21 protein-coding genes and 2 tRNA genes are annotated in these 21,628 nt (G+C 58.7%); 12 read left to right on the top strand and 11 right to left on the bottom strand.

From position 1 onward, the window contains the following. Positions 1 to 7 precede the first annotated feature (7 nt). From clpS to NMA58_RS08655, 5 genes are all read right to left on the bottom strand, one after another. On the bottom strand, positions 8 to 361 hold the full coding sequence (gene clpS, locus NMA58_RS08675; protein ID WP_008526939.1) for an ATP-dependent Clp protease adapter ClpS: 354 nt from the start codon (positions 359 to 361) through the stop codon (positions 8 to 10). A gap of 270 nt (positions 362 to 631) precedes the next feature. Then, positions 632 to 1,012 (bottom strand): phasin family protein, encoded by a 381-nt coding sequence (locus NMA58_RS08670; RefSeq protein WP_430959853.1) that lies wholly within the window; start codon positions 1,010 to 1,012, stop codon positions 632 to 634. 273 nt (positions 1,013 to 1,285) lie between these two features. Beyond that, positions 1,286 to 1,489 (bottom strand): DUF3126 family protein, encoded by a 204-nt coding sequence (locus NMA58_RS08665; protein WP_008526943.1) that lies wholly within the window; start codon positions 1,487 to 1,489, stop codon positions 1,286 to 1,288. 137 nt (positions 1,490 to 1,626) lie between these two features. Continuing rightward, positions 1,627 to 2,460: a serine O-acetyltransferase gene (gene cysE / locus NMA58_RS08660; RefSeq protein WP_064709189.1), complete on the bottom strand. Its 834-nt coding sequence runs from the start codon at positions 2,458 to 2,460 to the stop codon at positions 1,627 to 1,629. A gap of 127 nt (positions 2,461 to 2,587) precedes the next feature. After that, a complete protein-coding gene (locus tag NMA58_RS08655; protein WP_085778038.1) occupies positions 2,588 to 3,373 on the bottom strand; it encodes an alpha/beta fold hydrolase in 786 nt (261 codons plus the stop codon). A 155-nt stretch (positions 3,374 to 3,528) separates the two neighbouring features. Here NMA58_RS08655 and NMA58_RS08650 point away from each other — a divergent pair, with 155 nt between their 5' ends. Together NMA58_RS08650 and NMA58_RS08645 are read left to right on the top strand one after the other, a co-directional pair. Continuing rightward, positions 3,529 to 3,774, top strand: coding sequence for a zinc-finger domain-containing protein (locus NMA58_RS08650; protein WP_011425183.1), 246 nt, complete (start codon positions 3,529 to 3,531; stop codon positions 3,772 to 3,774). A gap of 28 nt (positions 3,775 to 3,802) precedes the next feature. Further along, positions 3,803 to 4,984: an FAD-dependent monooxygenase gene (locus NMA58_RS08645; protein ID WP_434713022.1), complete on the top strand. Its 1,182-nt coding sequence runs from the start codon at positions 3,803 to 3,805 to the stop codon at positions 4,982 to 4,984. Positions 4,985 to 5,097: 113 nt separating this feature from the next. Here NMA58_RS08645 and NMA58_RS08640 read toward each other — a convergent pair whose 3' ends face one another. Beyond that, positions 5,098 to 6,288 (bottom strand): cystathionine beta-lyase, encoded by a 1,191-nt coding sequence (locus tag NMA58_RS08640; protein ID WP_434713021.1) that lies wholly within the window; start codon positions 6,286 to 6,288, stop codon positions 5,098 to 5,100. 343 nt (positions 6,289 to 6,631) lie between these two features. Here NMA58_RS08640 and NMA58_RS08635 point away from each other — a divergent pair, with 343 nt between their 5' ends. The 4 genes from NMA58_RS08635 to NMA58_RS08620 all read left to right on the top strand — a co-directional run bounded on the left by NMA58_RS08635 (position 6,632) and on the right by NMA58_RS08620 (position 10,891). Continuing rightward, complete coding sequence (locus tag NMA58_RS08635; RefSeq protein WP_430959848.1) at positions 6,632 to 7,657, top strand: amino acid ABC transporter substrate-binding protein; 1,026 nt, start codon at positions 6,632 to 6,634, stop codon at positions 7,655 to 7,657. A 93-nt stretch (positions 7,658 to 7,750) separates the two neighbouring features. Further along, complete coding sequence (locus tag NMA58_RS08630; protein WP_430959847.1) at positions 7,751 to 8,953, top strand: amino acid ABC transporter permease; 1,203 nt, start codon at positions 7,751 to 7,753, stop codon at positions 8,951 to 8,953. Between the two features lies 1 nt (position 8,954). Next, on the top strand, positions 8,955 to 10,100 hold the full coding sequence (locus NMA58_RS08625; protein ID WP_183701013.1) for an amino acid ABC transporter permease: 1,146 nt from the start codon (positions 8,955 to 8,957) through the stop codon (positions 10,098 to 10,100). A gap of 17 nt (positions 10,101 to 10,117) precedes the next feature. After that, positions 10,118 to 10,891: an amino acid ABC transporter ATP-binding protein gene (locus NMA58_RS08620; RefSeq protein ID WP_097598606.1), complete on the top strand. Its 774-nt coding sequence runs from the start codon at positions 10,118 to 10,120 to the stop codon at positions 10,889 to 10,891. Between the two features lie 63 nt (positions 10,892 to 10,954). Here NMA58_RS08620 and NMA58_RS08615 read toward each other — a convergent pair whose 3' ends face one another. Then, a complete protein-coding gene (locus NMA58_RS08615) occupies positions 10,955 to 11,593 on the bottom strand; it encodes a hypothetical protein (protein ID WP_434713020.1) in 639 nt (212 codons plus the stop codon). Between the two features lie 489 nt (positions 11,594 to 12,082). Here NMA58_RS08615 and NMA58_RS08610 point away from each other — a divergent pair, with 489 nt between their 5' ends. Beyond that, on the top strand, positions 12,083 to 12,529 hold the full coding sequence (locus NMA58_RS08610; protein ID WP_434713018.1) for a DUF3597 domain-containing protein: 447 nt from the start codon (positions 12,083 to 12,085) through the stop codon (positions 12,527 to 12,529). 140 nt (positions 12,530 to 12,669) lie between these two features. Continuing rightward, entirely contained in the window at positions 12,670 to 12,984 is a 315-nt protein-coding gene (locus NMA58_RS08605) for a hypothetical protein (protein WP_434713017.1), read from the top strand. Between the two features lie 251 nt (positions 12,985 to 13,235). Here NMA58_RS08605 and NMA58_RS08600 read toward each other — a convergent pair whose 3' ends face one another. Further along, on the bottom strand, positions 13,236 to 13,607 hold the full coding sequence (locus NMA58_RS08600; protein ID WP_434713016.1) for a hypothetical protein: 372 nt from the start codon (positions 13,605 to 13,607) through the stop codon (positions 13,236 to 13,238). A gap of 760 nt (positions 13,608 to 14,367) precedes the next feature. On the opposite strand from NMA58_RS08600, the gene NMA58_RS08595 reads away from it, so the two are divergent. The 3 genes from NMA58_RS08595 to NMA58_RS08585 all read left to right on the top strand — a co-directional run bounded on the left by NMA58_RS08595 (position 14,368) and on the right by NMA58_RS08585 (position 19,105). After that, complete coding sequence (locus NMA58_RS08595) at positions 14,368 to 14,571, top strand: hypothetical protein (RefSeq protein WP_434713015.1); 204 nt, start codon at positions 14,368 to 14,370, stop codon at positions 14,569 to 14,571. Between the two features lie 234 nt (positions 14,572 to 14,805). Further along, on the top strand, positions 14,806 to 16,857 hold the full coding sequence (locus tag NMA58_RS08590) for a choice-of-anchor Q domain-containing protein (RefSeq protein WP_434713014.1): 2,052 nt from the start codon (positions 14,806 to 14,808) through the stop codon (positions 16,855 to 16,857). Positions 16,858 to 17,914: 1,057 nt separating this feature from the next. Then, positions 17,915 to 19,105 (top strand): IS481 family transposase, encoded by a 1,191-nt coding sequence (locus NMA58_RS08585; protein ID WP_430961215.1) that lies wholly within the window; start codon positions 17,915 to 17,917, stop codon positions 19,103 to 19,105. Between the two features lie 43 nt (positions 19,106 to 19,148). Here NMA58_RS08585 and NMA58_RS08580 read toward each other — a convergent pair. Next, positions 19,149 to 19,225, bottom strand: a tRNA-Arg gene (locus NMA58_RS08580). Positions 19,226 to 19,282: 57 nt separating this feature from the next. Then, a complete protein-coding gene (locus tag NMA58_RS08575) occupies positions 19,283 to 19,588 on the bottom strand; it encodes an ETC complex I subunit (protein ID WP_085778028.1) in 306 nt (101 codons plus the stop codon). Positions 19,589 to 20,257: 669 nt separating this feature from the next. Between NMA58_RS08575 and NMA58_RS08570 the strand changes: the two genes are divergently transcribed. Continuing rightward, positions 20,258 to 20,334: transfer RNA gene (locus tag NMA58_RS08570), tRNA-Pro, on the top strand. A 152-nt stretch (positions 20,335 to 20,486) separates the two neighbouring features. Here NMA58_RS08570 and ligD read toward each other — a convergent pair. Then, on the bottom strand, positions 20,487 to 21,536 hold the full coding sequence (gene ligD / locus NMA58_RS08565) for a non-homologous end-joining DNA ligase (protein WP_434713012.1): 1,050 nt from the start codon (positions 21,534 to 21,536) through the stop codon (positions 20,487 to 20,489). Positions 21,537 to 21,628: the final 92 nt, after the last annotated feature.

Raw genomic sequence — 21,628 nt, 5'->3', positions numbered from 1 at the left:
CAGATCCTCACTTCTTTTCCATGACGCATTGCAGCGGATGCTGGTGCTGCCGGGCGAAGTCCATCACCTGGCTGACCTTCGTTTCCGCTACCTCGTATGTGAATATTCCGCACTCGCCGACGCCGTGATTGTGGACATGGAGCATGATGCGGGTGGCACTTTCACGGTCCTTCTGAAAAAAACGCTCCAGAATATGAATGACGAATTCCATGGGCGTATAATCGTCATTCAAAAGCAGCACGCGATAGAGGTTGGGCTTCTTGGTCTTCGGCTTGGTGCGCGTGATGACCGAGGTTCCGCGATTTCCGTTGTCCCCGTTCCTTTCGCTGTCGTTCTGCATCCGGATCGGCTTTGCGATCATTGTCATTCATTCCTCGATCAATCCGGCGGAGCATGGGAGGGTGCTTTTCCCGCCGAATATCTGAAACACTAACTTAGTTCATAATGGGCCGATTTTAAGCCCCCTGTCAGACACTGCAATCAAGAAATGCCGGCATGCACGGGAAAGACCCAAAATGTCCCCGGACGGTCCGACGCAGCAATGAAAGTGGAAACAAAAAAGACCGGCTACAGGTGCGTAGCCAGTCTTTATTTTTCAATATGTAGCGTAGGTTGCGCTTTTGACGTTGCTTCAGGCGGCAGCGGGGGTTGCCGGCTGCGGCGATTTCGGCGACTTGACTACGCCAGCGGCAGCAGCAGCGATCGGCGCCTCATAGGGCTTGTAAGCGGATTTGGCGAGATCGGCATACATTTCGCCGAGCTTGGTCGTTTCGGAGACGAAGCTCTCATAGGCCGACTTGACGTAGCTGGTCTGCAGTTCGAAAGCGGCCTCGAAGCTCCTGACGCCTGCCAAGGTTTCAAAATGCGTTACGGCATCCTGAAAGGACTTTTTCGAATATTCAGCGGCTTCCGCGGCGATCGCCTGAAAGCCCCTGGTCGTCTCGGAATAGGTTCTCAGCGCCGTGTCGACGGCTTCCTTGCTCTTTTTGTTGGCTTCGTCAAAGTTGAACATGGCCGTCCTCCGTTGGGCTGTTGGATGGCGGCAGGGTAGCCGCAACGCACAAATAGTCAAGTAGTCTTGTGCGACGCAAAACATCTCAAGGTTGCGTTACAGCAATAAGACAAAGCGAGCGCGCCGGTGAACGTACCTCTTTAACGGTTTTTGCTAATATATGTCACATCGCCACAACCAGACGTTTTAAAAAAAATTCGATTCGTCAGCAGAAAAACGAAAAAAGACCGGGCGGATGTCGCCGCCCGGTCCACTTCAAGCTCTCATGCGCGATCAAAGATCGACGTCGAGGATCGCCATCGAAAAGTTGTAGGAGCGGTCGCCGTCCTCGTCATCGACATAGACCACGCCCAGAAATTCTTCGCCGAGATAGACTTCCGCAGAATCATTCTTGCGCGGACGCGCCTTGACGACGATCTGCGGGTTGAGCGTACGTTTGAAGTAGGCGTCGAGCTTCTTGATTTCTTCTGGCTTCACTCTGTCATCTCCGTAAGCGGCCTTGATTGGCCGCTTCTTGCACAGGAAAAGCAGCGGTGTAAAGGCGGTGTCGCCGCTTGGCGATGACTGTCCCCGCTCAGGTTCCGTCGCTTATTCTGTCTCTCCAGCGCCGACACTCAGATATCGGCGCCGATTACCTGATCCATATTGCGCGACGGCTCGGAACAACCGGCCTCGCCCACAACCTTGGCCGGCACGCCTGCGACCGTCTTCTTGGGGGGCACCGCCTTCAGGACCACAGAGCCGGCGGCGACGCGCGAGCAATAGCCGATCTCGATATTGCCGAGGATCTTCGCACCGGCGCCGATCATGACGCCGCTGCCGATCTTCGGGTGGCGATCGGCGCCCTCCTTGCCGGTGCCGCCGAGCGTCACGCCGTGCAGGATCGAGACATTGTCGCCGATGACGGCCGTCTCGCCGACGACGAGGCCGGTGGCGTGATCGAGGAAGATGCCCTTGCCAATACGCGCAGCCGGATTGATGTCGGTCTGGAAGACGCTGGAGGATCGGCTCTGCAGATAGAGCGCGAAATCACGCCGGCCACGATTCAACAGCCAATGGGCGAGACGATGCGTCTGCAGCGCATGGAAACCTTTGAAATAAAGCACCGCCTCCATGAAGCGCAGGCAGGCGGGATCGCGGTCGTAGATGGCCTGGATGTCGACGCGAAGAATGGAGCTCCACTCCGGCCAGTCGAGCAGCATTTCCTCGAAGGTCTGACGCAGCAGGTTCGCCTGCATATCCGGATGGTCGAGACGTTCGCAGATGCGGTGGATGACGCATTCCTCAAGCGAATGATAATTGATCACCGTCGAATAGAGGAAGGCCGCGAGAACCGGATCCTTTTCGGCCGCGATACGCGCTTCCTCGCGCAGGCTGTCCCAGATGGGATCCATCACCTTCAGCGGATGGCCAGTCTCAAAAGCACGGATATCTGTCTTGGCGACCATCGCCGCTCTCCTCGTTGCCAGCCGGAATGCCGTTTCGGAATGCCCATATATAGTGGAAAACGCCAATAACATAAATGGGTGCCGTCACCATGGTTTTTTAGCATGGTTTTTCGGCATCACGATGATGTCACCCCTCGGCAACCCTTGCGTAGAAGGCCAGCACCGCCTGCTTGAAAACCTTATCGCCGACGGCGAGCATGTGATCGCGGCCGGGAATATCGAGCGCTTCGGCCTCGGGCATCAGGGCAGCCAACTCCTGCGGCGAGCCGGCGATATCGTCCTTGGTGCCGACGCCGATCAGGGTCGGCATGTCGAGCTTGCCCATATCGGAGCGAGCGACAAGGTCGCGCGAGCCGCGGATGCAGGCGGCTAGCGCAGTGCGGTCGCTTTTCGTCTGTTCGGCGAAGGCGCGGAACATGCGGCCGCGGTCATGCGTCACGACCTCCAGCGACGGAGCCAGCAGCGCATCGGCGATCGGATCCCAGTCGCCGACCCCATCGGTCATGCCGATGCCGAGGCCGCCGAGCACCAGCGAGCGGACGCGATGCGGATTGGCAAGTGCTGCAAATACAGAAATGCGCGCCCCCATCGAATAGCCCATGAGATTCGCCTCAGGGATGCCGAGATGATCGAGCAAGGCGATCGCATCGCCGGCCATGACCCAAGGGCGATAGGCTTCGGCATCGTGCGGCTTGTCGCTTGCGCCATGGCCGCGATTGTCGATGGCGATCACCCGGTAGCCCGCATCGCCCAGCGTCTTCAGCCAGCCCGGATGCACCCAGTTGACGCTTGCCGTCGAAGCAAAGCCATGGATCAACAGGACAGGCACGCCGGAGGGGTCGCCCTCGTCGAAAAAGGCGATCTTCAATCCATCATGAGTGAAGCTTGAAAATGCGGGTGTATTCAGGTTCATCGGGCCTTCCTTTTGGCGCGACCATAGTCGAGCCGCCGCTGGGCGTGAAGCCAAAATTGTGGGTAAAAACTGTGCCCGGCGCGGCGCTTTGGCTCTACACATTTGCGGCGAAGGCTTATAAGGTTCGCGCACTTTCAAAGCATTCGGAGAGCGACATGGCCGGCCACAACATTCCCCACTTCCAGAACGACGGCGGTCATCGCGTCATCGAAGTCGGCGTCAAGGAATTTATGTGCACCGGTGCTTCGGTTCCTTTCGATCATCCGCATATCTTCATCGACATGGGCGACGACAACGAGAAGGTCTGCTCCTATTGCTCGACGCTTTACCGTTATAATGCGTCTCTCAAGCCGAGCCAGACCAATCCGGCCGGCTGCGTTTTCCACGTGAAGGCGGCGTAAACCGTCCAGAATCCGGATCGGACTGACAATGCCGGTCGAACATGCCGCCATCATCGGCGCCGGCATTGCCGGGCTGACAGCTGCGCTTGCGCTTTCGCGGCGGCGCATCAGCTCGGAGATTTTCGAGCAGGCGGATGAACTCGTCGCAGTTGGCGCCGGTTTGCAGGTTTCGCCGAACGCCTCCCGCATCCTGGCAGAACTCGGCGTCATCGAGGGACTTTCAAAAGTCTGGCTCGAACCGGAGGCGATCCGGCTGATGTCAGGCGCTTCGCTGCGCCAGCTTGCGGCTGTACCAGCCGGCAAATTCGCGCGGCAGCGCTGGGGGGCACCCTATGGCGTGCTGCACCGCGCCACATTGCAGAATGCGCTTCTGACGGCGGTCGAAGCTGATCCGCTCTGCCGGCTTCATCTTGGTGTGCGAGTGGAATCGAATTCGCCGCCTGTCGAGCGCGCTGCCGATGTCGTCATCTGCGCGGACGGCGTCTGGTCGAAGCTCCGGCAATCCGTGCCCGGCAGCCCCTCACCGCGCTTTTCCGGCAATATCGCCTATCGCTTCACCCTTGCTGAAGGCGAGGCGCCGGGTTTTCTCGACCGAACAAGCGTTTCGGCTTTCCTCGGCGGATCGGCGCATCTCGTCTGCTACCCGCTGAGGGAGACCACCAGCATCAACATGGTTGCGATCACCGCGGGCAATGCCGCACCGCAGGCCTGGGGAAACGAGCCGACGGCAGAGCAGCGCACACGGCTCAGGGCGCAGCTTTCCGGCTGGAACAGCGCGATTACGTCGCTGCTGGAAAAACAGCCGAAGCTGACGTTCTGGCCGCTCTTCGAAACCACGCCGGGCGCGTGGCAGGACGGCCGCAGGACGGTTCTGATCGGCGACGCCGCGCATGCGATGATGCCCTTTGCCGCGCAGGGAGCGGCCATGGCGGTCGAAGACGCCTACGAACTTGCCGCATTTCTCGCGAATCGTCCCGTGGCGGAAGCGCTGGCGCTCTTTGAAAGGCATCGCGCGCCGCGCATTGCAAAGCTTCGCCAGCGCGGCGCCTTCAACAAATTTGCCTATCATGCGAGGGGGCCGATCCGGATCGGCCGCGATCTGGTGCTCGGCCTGAAGCCGCCACAAAGCTTGGCGGCCGATCTCGACTGGATCTACGGCTACCGGGCTCAGGGCACGCTGTTAGGCTCGGCAAGCGGCCGCAGCGCCTAAAGCTCGTCCCGATCTTTCAGATTCGTTCCTTGCGCTTTAGGTGTTTGCTTTACGCATGTCGTTGCCGCAAAACCGCTGCATCCTTTTGCGCGGCATGCGTTAGCCGCAACGGCTCAGACGGCGCTTGCCGCCGCAAAACCCCGTTCAATATCGGTCTTGAGGTCGGCCACGTCTTCAAGGCCGATCTGCAGGCGGATGACCGGACCCTCCTTCGGCGCCTTGGCGACCTTGCGGTCGTTCAGATTGGCGTGCAGCGCGAGGCTTTCAAAGCCGCCCCAGGAATAGCCGAGACCGAAAATCCTCAGCGCGTCGAGGAAGGCGTGGGCCTTCGCCTTGAATTTCTCGGGGCTCCCCGCGGCAAGCACGAAGGAAAAGATACCGCTGGCGCCCGTAAAATCGCGCTTCCAGATATTGTGGGAGGGGAAACTCGGCAAAGCCGGATGCAGCACGCGGGCGACATCCTCCCTCCCCTCCAGCCATTCCGCGATATCGAGTGCGCTTTCATAATGGCGCTCGAGGCGCAGGCCCATGCTGCGCAATCCGCGCAGGATCTGATAGGCATCGTCGGGTGCGCCACAGATGCCAAGGGCACCGTTCGCCTCCTTCAGCCGCTCCCAGTGCTCCGCATTGGCCGATACCGTTCCGAGCAGGATATCGGAATGGCCGGAAGGATATTTTGTCGCCGCATGGATGGAGATATCGACGCCGTGATCGAGCGGCCGGAAATAGAGGGGCGTCGCCCAGGTGTTGTCCATCATGACGACGGCGCCACGGCGATGGGCGACCGCCGCGATCGCCGGAATATCTTGCATTTCGAAGGTATTGGAACCGGGAGCCTCGGTATGGACGAGCCTGGTGTTCGGCCGGAACAGCGTCTCGATGCCGGCGCCGATCGCCGGATCGTAATATTCCACCTCGACGCCGAGGCGCTTCAGCATCGTATCGCAGAAATAGCGCGTCGGGCCATAAACCGAGTCGACGACAAGTGCGTGATCGCCGGCGGCGACAAACCCGAGGAACGGAATGGTGACGGCTGCCAGCCCCGAGGGGACGAGGATCGTGCCGGCCGAACCTTCGAGCGCATCGATCGCCTCGCAGAGCGCATCCGTCGTCGGTGTGCCGCGGGTTCCATAGGTATATTTCTGCGAGCGCGTGTCCATCGTCGCCGCGTTCGGAAACAGGACCGTCGAGGCATGCACGACCGGCGGATTGACGAAGCCGTGATAATCGAAGGGGTCGTTGCCGATATGGGTCAGGCGGGTATTGATGCCGGCGGTCTGCAGCAAGCTGTCTTTGTCTTTCATGTCGGAGCCTTTGGCGAGGGGCGCAAAGCCAGACTTTTGGACGCCTCGCCCGATCCGGTCAACCCCTTGACCAGGGGGACAACTGTCGCCTCGGTTTTTCAAATTAGCGTTATTTTTCCGCAAGCGGGCGCTCATTTCCTAGCCAACCGCCTTCGAATGCGGCGCAATGCGGCAAAATTCTGAATTTTGCCGCAATTATGCATGGCGACACTTGACCATAGTGACATTTGCGACTGTGATAGGGTACTCGCGCCGGGAGGGTGTCGAGACGATGGGGGTGGCAGAGTTTTCCGCCGGAACGCCCCACAAGAAAAGATAATACAACGGAAAAGGTTGGGAAAAAATGAAGAACAAGCTTCTGTCCGCCGCGATTGGCGCAGCAGTTTTCGCTCTTGGCGCTTCGGCTGCTTCGGCCACGACTCTCGGTGATGTAAAGGCAAAGGGTTTCATTCAGTGCGGCGTCAACACTGGTCTCGCCGGCTTTGCTGCACCTGACGCTTCCGGCAACTGGGCGGGCTTCGACGTCGATTTCTGCAAGGCCGTCGCTTCGGCCGTGTTCGGCGACCCCACCAAGGTGAAGTTCACCCCGCTCAGCGCCGCCAATCGCTTCCCTGCCCTGCAGTCGGGTGAAATCGACGTGCTCGCCCGCAATACGACCTGGTCGATCAACCGCGATACGGCACTCGGCCTGAACTTCCGTTTCGTCAATTATTATGACGGCCAGGGCTTCATGGTGCGCAAGAGCCTCAACGTGAAGTCGGCGCTCGAACTCTCCGGCGCGTCCGTGTGCGTTCAGTCGGGCACGACCACCGAACTCAATCTGGCCGACTATTTCAAGGCGAACAATCTCCAGTACAATCCGGTCGTCTTTGAGAAGCTGGACGAGGTCAATGCCGCCTATGATGCCGGCCGTTGTGACGTCTACACCACCGACCAGTCCGGTCTCTATTCGCTGCGCCTGACGCTGAAGAACCCGGACGAACACGCGATCCTGCCGGAAATCATCTCCAAGGAACCGCTCGCCCCAGCCGTTCGTCAGGGTGACGACCAGTGGTTCGATATCGTCAGCTGGGTCGGCTATGCCATGATCAATGCTGAAGAATTCGGCATCACCCAGGCCAATGTCGACGAGATGAAGAACTCGCCGAATCCTGACATCAAGCGCTTCCTCGGCGTCGAGGCGGATACCAAGATCGGCACCGATCTCGGCCTGACCAACGACTGGGCTTACAACATCGTCAAGAACGTCGGCAATTACGGCGAAGTCTTCGAGCGCAATATCGGCCAGGGCAGCCCGCTCAAGATCGCGCGCGGCCTCAACGCCCTGTGGAACAAGGGCGGCATTCAGTACGCTCCGCCGGTTCGCTGAGCGGCATCAGCATGAAGACGGAAAGGCGGGCGACCGCCTTTCCTCCTCCAATAAAAAGCTCCGAAAAGGAGCGCAATGGGGAATTGGCCAAGCATGACGCACCAGGCTTTGGATTCAACACGTTTATCCAGAGGCGGCTGGAGCTTTCAGTCCGCGCTCTACGACCCGACAATTCGGGGCATTTTCTTCCAGGTTCTCACCATCGTCCTGCTGGTCGTCTTCGTCTGGTGGGTTGCGCACAACACTGCCGTCAATCTGGCGCGCGCCAACATCGCGTCGGGCTTCGGCTTTCTGAACGGCCGTGCCGGCTTCGAGGTCGGTCAGTCGCTGATCGCCTATTCGAGCGATTCGACCTACGGCCGTGCGCTGGTTGTCGGCCTTCTGAATACGATCCTGATCGCCGTTACCGGCATCATCACCGCCACCATCATCGGCTTCATCATTGGCATCGGCCGCCTGTCGAGGAACTGGCTGATTGCCAAGCTGTGCACAGTTTATGTCGAAGTCTTCCGCAATATTCCGCCGCTGCTTGTCATCTTTTTCTGGTATTCGGGCGTTCTGGCGGTTCTGCCGAATGCACGCGAGTCACTGCATCTGCCGCTCGGGGCCTATCTGAACAACCGTGGCCTTTCCTTTCCCAAGCCGATTTTCGGCGAGACTTTCTGGCTCGTCGGCGTCGCCTTCGTCGTCGCGATTATCGCGGTCGTCGCCACGGTCCGATGGGCGCATCGCCGGCAGGCCGCGACGGGTCAGCAGTTCCATACGATCTGGGCTTCGATCGGCCTGCTGATCGGCCTGCCGCTTATCGCCTTCCTAGTCGCAGGCGCGCCACTTTCCTTCGATTATCCGATCGCAGGCAAGTTCAACCTCACCGGGGGTTCCGTTGTCGGGCCGGAGTTCATGTCGCTCTTCCTGGCACTTTCCTTCTACACCGCTGCCTTCATAGCCGAGATCGTGCGCGCAGGCATTCGCGGCGTGCCGAAGGGACAGACGGAAGCTGCAGGCGCACTCGGGCTTCACCCCTCGTCGATCACCCGGCTGGTCGTCATTCCGCAGGCCTTCCGCATCATCATTCCGCCGCTGAGCAGTCAGTACCTCAATCTCACCAAGAACTCATCGCTGGCGATCGCAATCGGTTTTGCCGATCTCGTCGCCGTCGGCAGCACAACGCTGAACCAGACCGGTCAGGCTGTCGAGGTGATCCTCATCTGGATGGTCATTTACCTCAGCCTCAGTGTCGTGACCTCGCTGTTGATGAACTGGTTCAATGCCAAAATGGCGCTGGTGGAGAGGTAGGATGAGCAACGCTTTCGTCAGAACCGCCATACTGGCGCCGGAGCCGCCGCCCTCAGCAGAGAAGGGCCCTGTCGCTTGGATTCGCCGCAACCTCCTTGCGACGCCGAAGGACATCGTCCTTACCATCCTAGCGCTGGTCTTTGTCGTTTGGGCCCTCCTGCACGCGCTCGACTGGCTCTTCGTGCAGGCCGTTTGGAGCGGCCCTGACCGCACCTTCTGCGCCACTGCCGTACAGGGCGGCATTCAGCCGGATGGCTGGAGCGGTGCATGCTGGGCCTTCGTCAACGCCAAATTCGACCAATTCATCTTTGGGCGTTATCCGCTCGACGAGCGCTGGCGCCCGACCCTGGTCGGCATTCTTTTCGTACTCCTGTTGGTGCCGATGCTCATTCCTTCGGCACCGCGCAAGGGGGTCAACGCCCTGCTGCTGTTCGGCGTGCTGCCGATCATTTCCTTCTTTCTGCTTTACGGCGGATTTGGCCTGGAAATCGTCGAGACGCCACTCTGGGGCGGGCTGCTGGTGACGCTGGTGCTCTCTTTTGTCGGCATCGCGGTCTCCTTCCCGCTCGGCATCATCCTGGCGCTCGGAAGGCGCTCGCGGATGCCGGTCATCCGCACGTTCAGCGTCGTTTTCATCGAAGTGGTCCGCGGCGTGCCGCTGATTACGGTCCTGTTCATGGCGAGCGTCATGCTGCCGCTTTTCCTGCCGGCCGGCTGGACGGTGGACAAGCTCTTGCGCGCGATCATCGGCGTATCGATCTTCGCTTCCGCCTATATGGCGGAAGTCATTCGTGGCGGCCTTCAGGCTATTCCCAAAGGCCAGTTCGAGGGGGCGGATTCTCTAGGGTTGGGCTACTGGCAGAAGATGCGATTGGTGATCATGCCGCAGGCAATCAAGCTGGTGATCCCTGGCATCGTCAACACCTTCATCGGCATGTTCAAGGACACCTCGCTGGTGTCGATCATCAGCATGTTCGACCTGCTCGGCATCGTTCGCCTCAACTTCGTCGATCCGAACTGGGCGACCGCAGTAACGCCACTAACGGGGTTGATATTCGCCGGCTTCGCCTTTTGGCTTTTCTGCTTCGGCATGTCGCGCTATTCAGCATTCATCGAACGTCACCTCGACACCGGCCACAAACGATAAAATGAGGGAAAAACAATATGGCTGAAGCTCCAGCTAAGAAGCTCACCGTTTCCGCAACGGAAGTGGCGATCGAAATCGTCAACATGAACAAGTGGTACGGCGATTTCCACGTGCTGCGCGACATCAATCTGAAGGTCATGCGCGGCGAACGCATCGTCATCGCCGGCCCGTCCGGTTCGGGCAAATCGACAATGATCCGCTGCATCAACCGTCTTGAAGAGCACCAGAAGGGCCAGATCATCGTCGACGGCACCGAGCTCACCAACGATCTGAAGAAGATCGACGAGGTGCGCCGCGAGGTGGGCATGGTATTCCAGCACTTCAACCTCTTCCCGCACCTGACGATCCTCGAAAACTGCACGCTGGCGCCGATCTGGGTGCGCAAGATGCCGAAGAAGCAAGCTGAAGAAATCGCCATGCATTTCCTGAAGCGGGTCAAGATCCCGGAACAGGCCAACAAATATCCGGGTCAGCTTTCCGGCGGCCAGCAGCAGCGCGTGGCGATCGCCCGGTCGCTCTGCATGAACCCGAAGATCATGCTATTCGACGAGCCGACTTCGGCACTCGATCCCGAAATGATCAAGGAAGTGCTCGACACCATGGTGGGTCTCGCCGAGGAAGGCATGACCATGCTCTGCGTCACCCACGAAATGGGCTTTGCCCGCCAGGTCGCCAACCGCGTCATCTTCATGGATCAGGGCCAGATCGTCGAGCAGAACTCACCGGCCGAGTTCTTCGACAACCCGCAACACGAGCGCACCAAACTATTCCTCAGCCAGATCCTGCACTAAGTCCGAGAAGCCTAGTTCGCGAAAAGACCCGCCGTGCCTTCCGCACCGGCGGGTCTTTCACGTTCAGTGGGAGACTGATGCCTGCAACAGACTGCAGAGACCGGCAAGACCGGCATCGCCGCTGCCGGCGGCGGAGATATCGGCGCAACGGACAAGCATCTTGTGTTGCTCGTCCACGGGTCTCTCTCGAAACGCCGCAATCGTGCGAACCTGCGATGCACTGAGGGTGCCGCTACGAGCAGCTGCCGTCCCGCCCCTGTCGTTCGCGTCGCCAATGGCAAGCTTGGTGCCTGCTCCGCTACTACCGCCAATGGAAGCCCTGGCCTTGTCATCGACGTCCCGGGAGCCGGCAGTCCGGGCGTTGATATCGGCATTGACGCCGCGATCGCCGCCGAGCCTGGCATTAGCGCCAGTCGCGAGACCATCACTGCTCCCGACAATGGCATTGACATTGGCATCGATACCGCCGCGGCCTTGAGCACTGGCGGACGCATTTGCGTCAACGCCGTTCGAGCCGCCTATGGATGCGTCGGCCGTCGCATCAACCCCGTTTCCGCGGCCAAGCGAAGCTCCGGCATCGGCGCTGGTGGCATTGCCTGCATTTACCGACACGCCAATGTCAGTCGCGTGTGCATGGTCTGCCGGCATGGCAAGAACGGCGCAGGCGGATGCGAACAGGGCAATTGGCAGTCTACTGTGCATTTGAGTCATCATCTTCCTCCGTTTTCATATGCCGGACGGTTCGTCCGACCTGCGAAAATCGAGGAACGCGCGTGCCTTCGATCGATTGGACGCCGAGTACCCCGGACATCCATGCCAACCAACGTGAATGACTTGCCAAGGTTTCATTCCAGCCCGTCATGAACCTGCGCGGCGGCCGAGAATGACGGCGCGTAGTTATCACTGAGTAAGCGTTACGAAAGCTACTGTGCCAAAAACAGGCGTGAGCGAGAATTTCCCCCCAATTTAGCCGCTGTATCTAAATTCCGAAGGAGTACGCAGTAATCATAAGTGGCTGCTTAGTTGCAGCTGTCGACACGGCGGCCGGCCAACTCGATCGCCCTCGCAGCGCCTGCTCCGGTTTCTCGCTGCTCTAGTGCAGGAGCAAAAAAGATCTTCGTTCGTCTGGATATGCCCGGCCCGGCCTCCATGTTCAGCATGTTCCTATTTTACGAAGCCGGAGGTTCAAGAATGGGCATTTTCGACAAGATCAAACATGCAATCTTTGGAGAAGCAAAAGCAGCCGAACCTGTCGCCAACGGCGCAGCAAAGACAGCGCCAGCCCAGGCTCCCGTCTCACACCCGTCAGCCCCCAGTCCGACGCCTGCGTCCTCTCCTGCGCAAACTAAGCCGGCCCCGGCCCCGGCGACAGCGACAGCGACAGTCGATATTGTTCCGATCCTCGACGCGGCTGTGAAGAAGAGCGGCCAGAAACTCGATTGGCGCCATTCGATCGTCGACCTGATGAAGGCAGTCGGGATGGATGCCAGTTTGACTGAGCGCAAGGAACTCGCCGCCGAACTCGGTTATACCGGCGATACCAACGATTCCGCGAAAATGAACATGTGGCTGCACAAGGCGCTGATGAAGCGGCTTTCAGAAAATGGCGGCAAGGTGCCGGCCGATCTCCTCGATTAATCTCGGTTGCTGACAAAAGCTGCCGCCATTCTGCGGCGGCAGCCATCCCGGCACCTTCCAACCCCCTTGCCCACAGGCGCTGGAATCAATAACGTTCCGGCAGATGACTTCGAAAATCGATCTGGGGAGCGCTTAATCCAATGCGATTGATGGCAGTTGTTGGTCTTGTGTTTAGCTTCGGCTGTATATCAGCCGCAGAATCTCCTTCTAACTATCAATCCTACAGCGGCGTACAGGTCGACAACACAGACCCTGTCCTCCTCTCTCGATACGACAAGGCTCTTCAGTGGTGCGTACCGGAGGCAGGCTCGTGGCGACGCGGGTCGCCGGATCCGCAGAGCCTGCACTATAACGCGGCGCTCAGAAATTGCCTCTACAGGCGCGGCTTTGTCGATCGAGGCGTCTACGCTTACCCCATCCCCAAGATTTACTTCGATCATTTCCTGGATCGCTGAGAAGAACCGAACGGTTCTAGTCTCCCATAGGACTTCAAAAGTCAGGAACACAGGCCCGGCTGTATCGGCGTGGCTTGTCGACGGCGACCGCATATCGGCTTTGGCCGCTGTCGGATAGCCGGCCTTTGCCGTCCGACAATTACCACAGGGATGATGGAAGCTGCAGCGCGGCTTTCAGGGCAACGGGAGCAGTGGGATCGATCGAGCTCCATAAGTGCGGAGGTCGGGAGCTGCGGGATAGACTGCGAACCTCAATCGACCGTCGAAACTGCGTGCAGCTTCATGTCATCTCGCACTTCGTAGAATTTGTCGCCGTCGATATAGATAAAGTGGCAGCTTGGCTTTTCGCCATTGCCGGCAGAACAGGCCTTATCGCCCTTGAAAGTGAGTTTCGTTTTCACGTCGAGCGTTTTGCCGCCGACATCGGCTTTACCGGTAATGGTGCCCTTCTTCCAACTCCAAACGAGTTCGGCGGACACAGGCTTTTCCAGATCGAGAATTTCTACTTTCACCGGCTTGCCGTCTGCAAAAGCTTTGAACTCGTCTATTGTAGCCTTTTTGGCCCCCGCAGGAAGATCAACGGCGTAGGCATTCATTAGAAATGCAGCGGCGCCGATGCTCAAACAAATCGTTCCCATACTCGCCCCCCAAGAATTGACAGGAAGGGTACACGCCGTTTTCGGCGGCAGCATCCCACCTATTGTGGCTAGGAAGAGCTTGGCGCAGGTTGAAACATATATAATTCTGCGACATTTCAACTTTTCGGCGACGTCCGCAGAATTTCTGTCTTTGTCTTGGCTGCGTCACGCTACATGAAATAGGCCTGTTGCGACGATTACTAGACAGTCTTGGATAATATTATTCGCGTTCGCGATGTATCAAAGATGATCTCCACGGAACTGCTTGCCGCCTGCGTGACGACATGTCAGCCAACCGAAATCGTCATGGCTCCGGTGTCGGAAAGACCAGCCACGAAGAAGAGCAATATTTCTCTCCCTATAGAACAACTGCGACGCCGAGAGCGTCTGAACATTCGCCATGGCGCTCGATGTGCAGCCGAAGGAACCGCGCCCAAAGGGGATCAGCCGCCTCCAAGCCAGATGAGGGGTCCGAACAAATTTCCCTTATAATCTGGCGATTGGACCCCGAACTATGGATGAATCGCCCTGCCCACGCTCTAAATTGGCGGGGTTCGAGTTCAAGATTGTTCAGGATATGCCACTAGCTGAGGAGTGTCTTTCGGCGCGATCATACGCATTCGATGCCGTGGCGCTGAGTTATAGGCTTCCGCACAGCCTGCGCTTCGAAGGCGAATTTCACCTGCCAGCATGTGTCGGCGCAGGAGCGGTGTGCCCATTCTCTAATCAGTCTTGAAAGCGACTCATGATCGAATCGAGCACCCGCGAGAGGGTGTTGGCCTTGCCACGGCCATCTCAATTAGCCCCAATCGTGAAGGCGAGCCTGCCAAAAATTGAAAAATTCACAAAAAATGTTGATTCCGCCTTGGCGGCAGGATTCCAGTCACGTCCATCAGGTTTTCCTAATCTTTTCAATGGGTGGGTGTCGTCATGGTTGCAGAAAGAATAATTCGCGGCGTGCGAGATATATAGTTTGTCCCAATTTGGGCGAATCGGATTTCCGCAAATATTTCAAAATGTAACTTGGGAGTGATCTGGATATTGTGGCAGCAATATGGCTATGTTTCTCAAGTACTTACTGTTTCTAAGCTGTTGCGCCCTTCAAAACGTCGTCCTATAACCCCGCCGCACCGGATGATTAACCATAAAATATTAGACAACGCTGAAGTTGAGGAACAAAACCATGACAACATACTACGTAGCTTCGAGCAGCAGCGGCGGTAACGGCAGTGCCACCTCCCCTTTTCGCACGATCAGTGAGGCGATGGCTTCGGACCTTAAGCCTGGCGACGAGGTCGTGGTGAAACCGGGGACATACAACGAGAGCATCAACATCGATAAGGACGGCTCGGCGGCAGGCGACATCACGCTCCGCTCGGAAGTGCCCGGCGGGGCGCTGATCCGGCCGCCCGCGGGCTCGTGGAACGCGATCAGTGTCAACGCCAACCACGTGGTAATCGACGGCTTTGACATCGGCGGCGCCAAAGGCGACGGCATCGAAGCGAACAATGTCCACCACGTCCAGATCCTCAACAACAAGGTCCACGGCAGCGGGGAGTCGGGCATCCAGTTTAACCAGTCGGACTTCATCCACGTCGAAGGCAACGAGACTTACAATAACGCTTCGACAGGCTGGTTCTCGGGCATCTCCATCTACCAGAACCGGAACATCACCGGTGATACCTCGACGGACGGATACCGGAACATCGTGCGCAATAACATCTCGCACGACAACGTCACAAAGTCTGGTGAGCACACCGACGGCAACGGCATCATCATCGACGATTTCCAGAGCACGCAGGCGAGCGGTAACCCGAACTACACGTTCAAGACCCTGGTCGACAACAACCTCGTCTACGGGAACGGCGGCAAAGGCATTCAGGTTACCTGGAGCGATTCCGTCACTGTGTCGAACAACACCGCATACCACAACAATCAGGACCCGCAGAACAGCGGCACCTGGCGTGGCGAGCTCAGCAACTCGGCATCGAGCAACAACACCTGGGTCAACAACATCGCCGTAGCGGATCCATCGCTGAACAAGAACAACACCGCGATCGATAATACGTCTACCGACGCCTACACCAACAAGAACGTCGTCTGGGCCAACAACATCACCTACAACGGCACAGCCGGCCAGGCCTCGGTCAAAACCGATGGCGGCAACGCGATGCCGAGCACGGCGAATGGCAATCAGCTCGGCGTTGACCCCAAATTCGCAGGGGCATCGAGCGACAACTTCCACCTCAGCTCCGGCTCGACGGCGATCGACCACGGAACCAGCAAGTACGGCGTCAGCTCCGTCGATCTGGACGGCGACCATCGCGTTGTTGGTACTGTCGATATGGGTGCCTACGAATCCGGCTCCAGCCCCACATCGGGAACGCCAACCACGCCGACTTCGCCAACAGCGCCAACTTCGCCGACAGCGCCGACCACGCCGACCGCGCCGACCGCGCCAACCTCACCGACTTCGCCGACGCAACCGACTTCGCCGACCACCACGAAGGAATATACCGGCACCAATGGCAACGACATCATGCCACACACCGGTCAGTCCAACGGCGGCAACGAAACCTTCAAGGGTCTCGCCGGCAATGACGTGTTGAAGGGCGGTGCCGGCGCGGACGTGCTCGATGGCGGTAATGGCAACGACACGGCCAGCTATGCGGGTTCCGACGCGGGGGTCCATGTCAGCTTGGCGACTTGGACCGCATCGGGCGGGCACGCCACCGGTGACAAGCTCGTCAGCATCGAAAACGTGACCGGCTCCAGCTACGACGACGTGCTGGCCGGCGGCAATAACGGCGGCAACGTTCTCAATGGCGGGGCCGGCGCGGACAAGCTTGACGGCGGCGCCGGCGCGGACGTCATCATTGGCGGTGCCGGAAAGGACATCATGACCGGTGGCACCAGCTCGGATACATTTGTCTTCAAGACTGCGACGGAAACTGGGTCCGGCTCGAACCGTGACGTCATCAGCGACTTCCAGCACGGCGTGGATAAGATCGACCTCTCGGCGATAGATGCGAATGGCTCTGCGCAGGGCGATGCAGCCTTCCATTTCCAGGCGCAGGAGAATGCCTTGTTCGACAAGAAGGCTGGCGCGCTGGCGTGGCACTACGAGGACGACCATACCGTTATCCAGGCCGATTTGAACGGCGACGGCGTTCATGATTTCGAGATTCAGCTGCAGGGCCACGTGCAGCTGGGAGCAGGCGATTTTCTCCTGTAATCATACTCGTTGCGGCGGTCGTCCGATCGCCGCAGCAATCGTGCCAACGGCGGAGCAAAACCCGCCACGCGGCGCGCAAAAGTCAGGCTACTTCGGCGCGTGGATGGGGCCCATCCACGCGCTGCGATTTTTCGACAGCGTCAGCCGGCCTTCCGAGCGCGGCTTTGCGCGAGCTGTTGCCATTCGTCTCGACGATGTTGATGTGGTGGGTTATGCGGTCGGGCGCTCGAATCCAAGATCTCCGTACAGTCGTCGAACGAAAGATTGCTGTTGCTCAAAGTAGCACCTCGTGGTGTTGCGAGATGAGTTCGAACAATAATTCCGATCCAGCCGCGTATCCTCCATTTCCAGAAGCAGTTGGCCGTGTGCAAGCTGCTGATCTTCCGATGAACTTGAGAGCGGTACGAAGCCCACTGGTCAGCGAGATGATGGAGACCCGTGACCGGTCGGTTGGCCTTGCGGCTCCGCCAGATCGCTTTTCCGCTGGTCCGCAAGCGGCAATGCCGCCCGGCAATTTGCATCAATTCACACCAAAACGTTTTTTGAATCGGTCAGCCGTTTGATTTGCAACGAACGTCTGCCCACCTCTATCGTGGATCCCATTTTCCTAGGAGTGCCTGCCGGTTCCTGACCATATCGCTGGCAAGGCCCGACAGAATCAAAGAAGAAGGTCGAAGCCGAGGCTGATTTTTCGCGCGGCCAAGAAGAGTTGGCCGAAGCCTAACGCCTTGCCTCGCAGCTGAAGCTCGAAGCAGCGCAATGACTGGTGCGATTAGCGATACCGTCGGTCCAACACCGTACGGAACCTGGTCGATCGCTCTTTCGTTAAAGCGGTAGGAAAGCACGGGGGTTCCTCTTGTGCGATCCGTTGTCACGACTTGCCCCGCTTCGGCGGGGTTTTTTTGACCGAATACCGCCCCTAAACCATTCCCCAATGAGGGGTGAGCGTCCAGAAAAACAACAAAAACAAACACTTGAAATGCCCGGCCTGAGAGATAGGTGACGTTTTGTACCGGAGACATGGGTAACACTTTTCGCTTTTTTGCGGGAGGTGTTGATGCCGTGGAGAGAGACTTCGGTCATGGATGAGCGTCTTCGATTTGTCGCCCGGTTGCTGGAGGGCGAAGGGATGAGCGAGGTTTGCCGGGAGTTCGGGATCTCGCGCAAGACCGGCTACAAGATCTTCAATCGCTACAAGGAGGACGGGCTGGAGGCCCTGACGGACCGGTCTCGGCGACCGGTGCGCTATGCCAACCAGTTGCCCGAGCCGGTCGAGGCGATGATCGTGCGATGCAAGAAGGACAAGCCGCACTGGGGCGCGCGCAAGATCCGCGAGCTCCTGGTCCGCCGTCTGGCCGGCGACGTGCGCATCCCAGCCAGAAGCACGGTGCACGCGGTGCTCGACCGGTACGGCCTTGTGAGCCAGGCCCGCAAGAGGAACCGGGCGAACAAGGCCGTGGGCACGACGCTCTCGACAGCCATCGGACCCAACGATCTTTGGTGCGCCGACTTCAAGGGCGAGTTCAAGCTGGGCGACGGCAGATATTGTTACCCCCTGACGATCACCGACCAGGCTTCGCGCTATCTCCTGTGCTGCGAGGCCTTCGAGACGACCCGCGAACGCGGCGTCTTCGGTGCGTTCCGGCGAGTCTTTGCCGAGCGTGGGCTTCCGCTTGCCATTCGTTCCGACAACGGCCTGCCGTTTGCCAGCCCGAACGGGCTCTACAATCTCTCGAAACTGTCGGTCTGGTGGCTCAGACTCGGCGTCGCCTTCGAACGCATTCGCCCCGGCCACCCGCAGGAGAATGGCCGCCATGAACGCATGCATCTGACGCTGAAGAAGGAAGCCACCCGTCCGCCGGGACGCAATATTCTCCAGCAGCAAATGCGCTTCGACGCATTCGTCAGCGAGTTCAACACCGAAAGACCGCATGAGGCCCTGTCGATGAAGGTCCCAGCCGATGTCTACAAGGCTTCGCCGCGACCCTATGAGGGGCTGCCCGAGATCAGCTATCCCTTCCATGACCGCGATGCCATCGTCACCAACTGCGGCCGTCTGTGCATCCATCGCAAGAAGATCAACATCTCAACCGTCATGGCCGGTCAGAGGCTCGGCCTCAAGGAGGTCGACGACGGCATTTGGCTCGTCAGCTTCATGCACTATGATCTCGGATATATCGATCTGGAGCAGAGGACTTTACAAACCATCGACAACCCGTTCGGCACGAGGTTGTCACCCATGTCTTAGGGACAATCTGTTACCTATGTCTCCGGGTCGGACAAAAAGCAGGTGGCGACCCCTGCAGGAATCGAACCTGCGACAACCTGCTTAGAAGGCAGGTGCTCTATCCAGCTGAGCTAAGGGGCCGTCCGGCGGTCACGTTTAAAGAGCGCGACCGAATGCGCCATATGTGGACGAGAAATCTCAATGCGTCCAGGGCTGCGTGCGGGTATAGCGGAAATTATCCGGATAGGCCACAACCTGGCGGGCCGGATCCTTCGGCGCGATGACGCGGTATTCGATGCCGTTGCGCTGGGCGTAGGATTCGGCAAGCGCCTGCGTTTCGAAGGTGAGTTTTACCTGCTGGCGCATGTCGCCCGAGGAGGTGTAGCCCATGATCGGATCGATCTTGCGCGGCGACTCCTGATCGAATTCAAGCACCCAGAGATGGGTCTTGGCCTTGCCTGACTGCATGGCGGTCTTAGCAGGACGATAGATCTTGGCAGACATGACTGCGGCATCTCCGAATATGCAGGGACAGAGCGCCCCGCCTTTCATGGTCTCAATCCCGTTGCCGGGCCCTTGCTTCGTCGTTTGCGATAACGCGAAGAGTTGAATTTTGCTTATCCGCGAATCCCCGTTTTTTCAAGAAAAAAGCGGATCGCGACGCCGCTGCCACAGCCACCCCGACGATGCGCCAATGTGTTGGGAAGCAAGGCTTATCGTTAACTCGGGCGCCTCAGCACATTCATCCCTCATGTCGCTGCCATTCCACCTAAATCCCCAGGAATTCCAAGCGATTGCGCAATATTACCAATTGTCTCATGTTGTGATCACAAGGTGATTGCCGCAGCCGACCGCGGGCACTAGTTTGCGGCTCAATCGGCTTCAGTGGATGCACGCATGATGAGACGTTCGACAGAGTTCAATGCCATTATGATAGGAGCTGGCATCACCGCTTTCTTCTATGTCGCTATCAGCTATGCCCAATATATCGGCCTGATCGCCCGCGGCTAAGGCTGATCGCCCTGACGTCCAATTGCGCCTCACAGGTAAATTGAAGGCCGACCGGGATTTTCCTCTTGCGTCCACAGGCCTGGTGAGAAATCTCCGGCCACAGCTGGATTTATGGGTTGCGACGACGAAGTGAACCGTGTATTCCCGCTGCCAATCACGGCACGGAGTGTAGCGCAGTCTGGTAGCGCATCTGGTTTGGGACCAGAGGGTCGGGAGTTCGAATCTCTCCACTCCGACCACCGCCTTCCCACTGAAATAACTGGTGTTTTATAGCTTATTCTCACCACGTCCACCATATCGGCCGTGGGAGCAATGTGGGAGCAAAGCTGCATCGCGGCCCCTTTTTGCCGCGATGCGCCAACGGCGATCGAGAGCTACGCGCACAGGACACCTAGATCTCACATATCGATGGATTATCGGCAGCATCGCGCAGACCTTTATATGAAGGATGCCGAAGCTTTCCGTCATGCGTCCAGGCCCGATATTCAATCTCGGCGATGAGTTTCGGCTTGATCCAGATCAGGTTCTTGCGCCGGCCGGTATACCTCACCGCAGGCGCTGACACCTTTCTCTTGTCCATCGCAGCGCGGAGCTCCATTGCCTGGGTGGCCTTAAAGCCCGTTCCGACCGATCCGACATAGACCAGCTGGCCTTCCTTTCGCGCCGCAAGCAGCAGCGCACGGATATTCCCGAATGCCGAGCTGGACCTCTGGTAGCCGACGATAGCGAAGCCGCCGCTCTGGATGCATTTGATCTTCTGCCATTCGCCGCCGCGGCCGCTGCGATAGATGCTGTTCCGGTCTTTCGCGATGATGCCCTCGAGTCCATGCTCGCAGGCAATGCGAAAGAGCTTGTCACCATCCGCCTCGATCTCCTCGGATAAACGGATCGCCTCCTCCCCGCCGGCCGGCACGAGTCCCTCGAGGAGATGGCGCCGAGCGGTGAGTTCTGTTCCGGTGAGATCATGGCCGTCGAGGTAGAGCAAATCGAAGGCCATCAGGACTGATTCCCACGATCTCCGCTTTCCGCCGCGGCCGCCAAGCGACTGCTGAAGCTTGCCGAAATCCGATCGGCCCAGATCGTCGAAGACGACGGCCTCGCCGTCCAGTATCGCCGTCGAAACAGGTAGGCGTTTTGCCTGGGCGGCGATGGCAGGAAAACGCTCGGTCCAGTCATGGCCGCCGCTGGTCAGGATCCTGATGCCCTTCGGCTCAATGTGGACAGCCAAGCGGTATCCATCCCATTTCACCTCGAACGACCACTGCCGCCCTTTCGGCGGACGCGGCTTCAGCTGCGCAAGGCACGGATCAATGCGCGCCGGCATCGGGTCGAGGGTGAGCTGATGCTGGGCGGGATCGCGCCGCCGGCGTGGCCGGCCTCGCAGCGGGGCGTCGGCTTTGCCGAGCAGCGGCTGGGGAGGCTTGCGGGGCGGCTTTGTCATGCCGCCAGTTCAGCAGCCACACCTTAAAAAGCAATTGACCAAGAATGATTATTGACTCGCGCGCCCATGAGAACATATTAGCAACCTCGCTC

Source organism: Rhizobium sp. YTUHZ045 (genome assembly GCF_051124255.1).
Taxonomy (GTDB): Bacteria; Pseudomonadota; Alphaproteobacteria; order Rhizobiales; family Rhizobiaceae; genus Rhizobium.
The sequence above is the reverse complement of the archived record's forward strand: the minus strand, read 5'-3'. Positions and strand labels throughout refer to the sequence as shown.

Coding starts and splice junctions, on each gene's coding strand:
- clpS (WP_008526939.1), bottom strand. CDS start 361: ATGATCGCAAAGCCGATCCGGATGCAGAACGACAGCGAAAGGAACGGG.
- NMA58_RS08670 (WP_430959853.1), bottom strand. CDS start 1,012: ATGTTCAACTTTGACGAAGCCAACAAAAAGAGCAAGGAAGCCGTCGAC.
- cysE (WP_064709189.1), bottom strand. CDS start 2,460: ATGGTCGCCAAGACAGATATCCGTGCTTTTGAGACTGGCCATCCGCTG.
- NMA58_RS08655 (WP_085778038.1), bottom strand. CDS start 3,373: ATGAACCTGAATACACCCGCATTTTCAAGCTTCACTCATGATGGATTG.
- NMA58_RS08650 (WP_011425183.1), top strand. CDS start 3,529: ATGGCCGGCCACAACATTCCCCACTTCCAGAACGACGGCGGTCATCGC.
- NMA58_RS08645 (WP_434713022.1), top strand. CDS start 3,803: ATGCCGGTCGAACATGCCGCCATCATCGGCGCCGGCATTGCCGGGCTG.
- NMA58_RS08640 (WP_434713021.1), bottom strand. CDS start 6,288: ATGAAAGACAAAGACAGCTTGCTGCAGACCGCCGGCATCAATACCCGC.
- NMA58_RS08635 (WP_430959848.1), top strand. CDS start 6,632: ATGAAGAACAAGCTTCTGTCCGCCGCGATTGGCGCAGCAGTTTTCGCT.
- NMA58_RS08630 (WP_430959847.1), top strand. CDS start 7,751: ATGACGCACCAGGCTTTGGATTCAACACGTTTATCCAGAGGCGGCTGG.
- NMA58_RS08625 (WP_183701013.1), top strand. CDS start 8,955: ATGAGCAACGCTTTCGTCAGAACCGCCATACTGGCGCCGGAGCCGCCG.
- NMA58_RS08620 (WP_097598606.1), top strand. CDS start 10,118: ATGGCTGAAGCTCCAGCTAAGAAGCTCACCGTTTCCGCAACGGAAGTG.
- NMA58_RS08615 (WP_434713020.1), bottom strand. CDS start 11,593: ATGCACAGTAGACTGCCAATTGCCCTGTTCGCATCCGCCTGCGCCGTT.
- NMA58_RS08610 (WP_434713018.1), top strand. CDS start 12,083: ATGGGCATTTTCGACAAGATCAAACATGCAATCTTTGGAGAAGCAAAA.
- NMA58_RS08605 (WP_434713017.1), top strand. CDS start 12,670: ATGCGATTGATGGCAGTTGTTGGTCTTGTGTTTAGCTTCGGCTGTATA.
- NMA58_RS08595 (WP_434713015.1), top strand. CDS start 14,368: ATGATCGAATCGAGCACCCGCGAGAGGGTGTTGGCCTTGCCACGGCCA.
- NMA58_RS08590 (WP_434713014.1), top strand. CDS start 14,806: ATGACAACATACTACGTAGCTTCGAGCAGCAGCGGCGGTAACGGCAGT.
- NMA58_RS08585 (WP_430961215.1), top strand. CDS start 17,915: ATGCCGTGGAGAGAGACTTCGGTCATGGATGAGCGTCTTCGATTTGTC.
- NMA58_RS08575 (WP_085778028.1), bottom strand. CDS start 19,588: ATGTCTGCCAAGATCTATCGTCCTGCTAAGACCGCCATGCAGTCAGGC.
- ligD (WP_434713012.1), bottom strand. CDS start 21,536: ATGACAAAGCCGCCCCGCAAGCCTCCCCAGCCGCTGCTCGGCAAAGCC.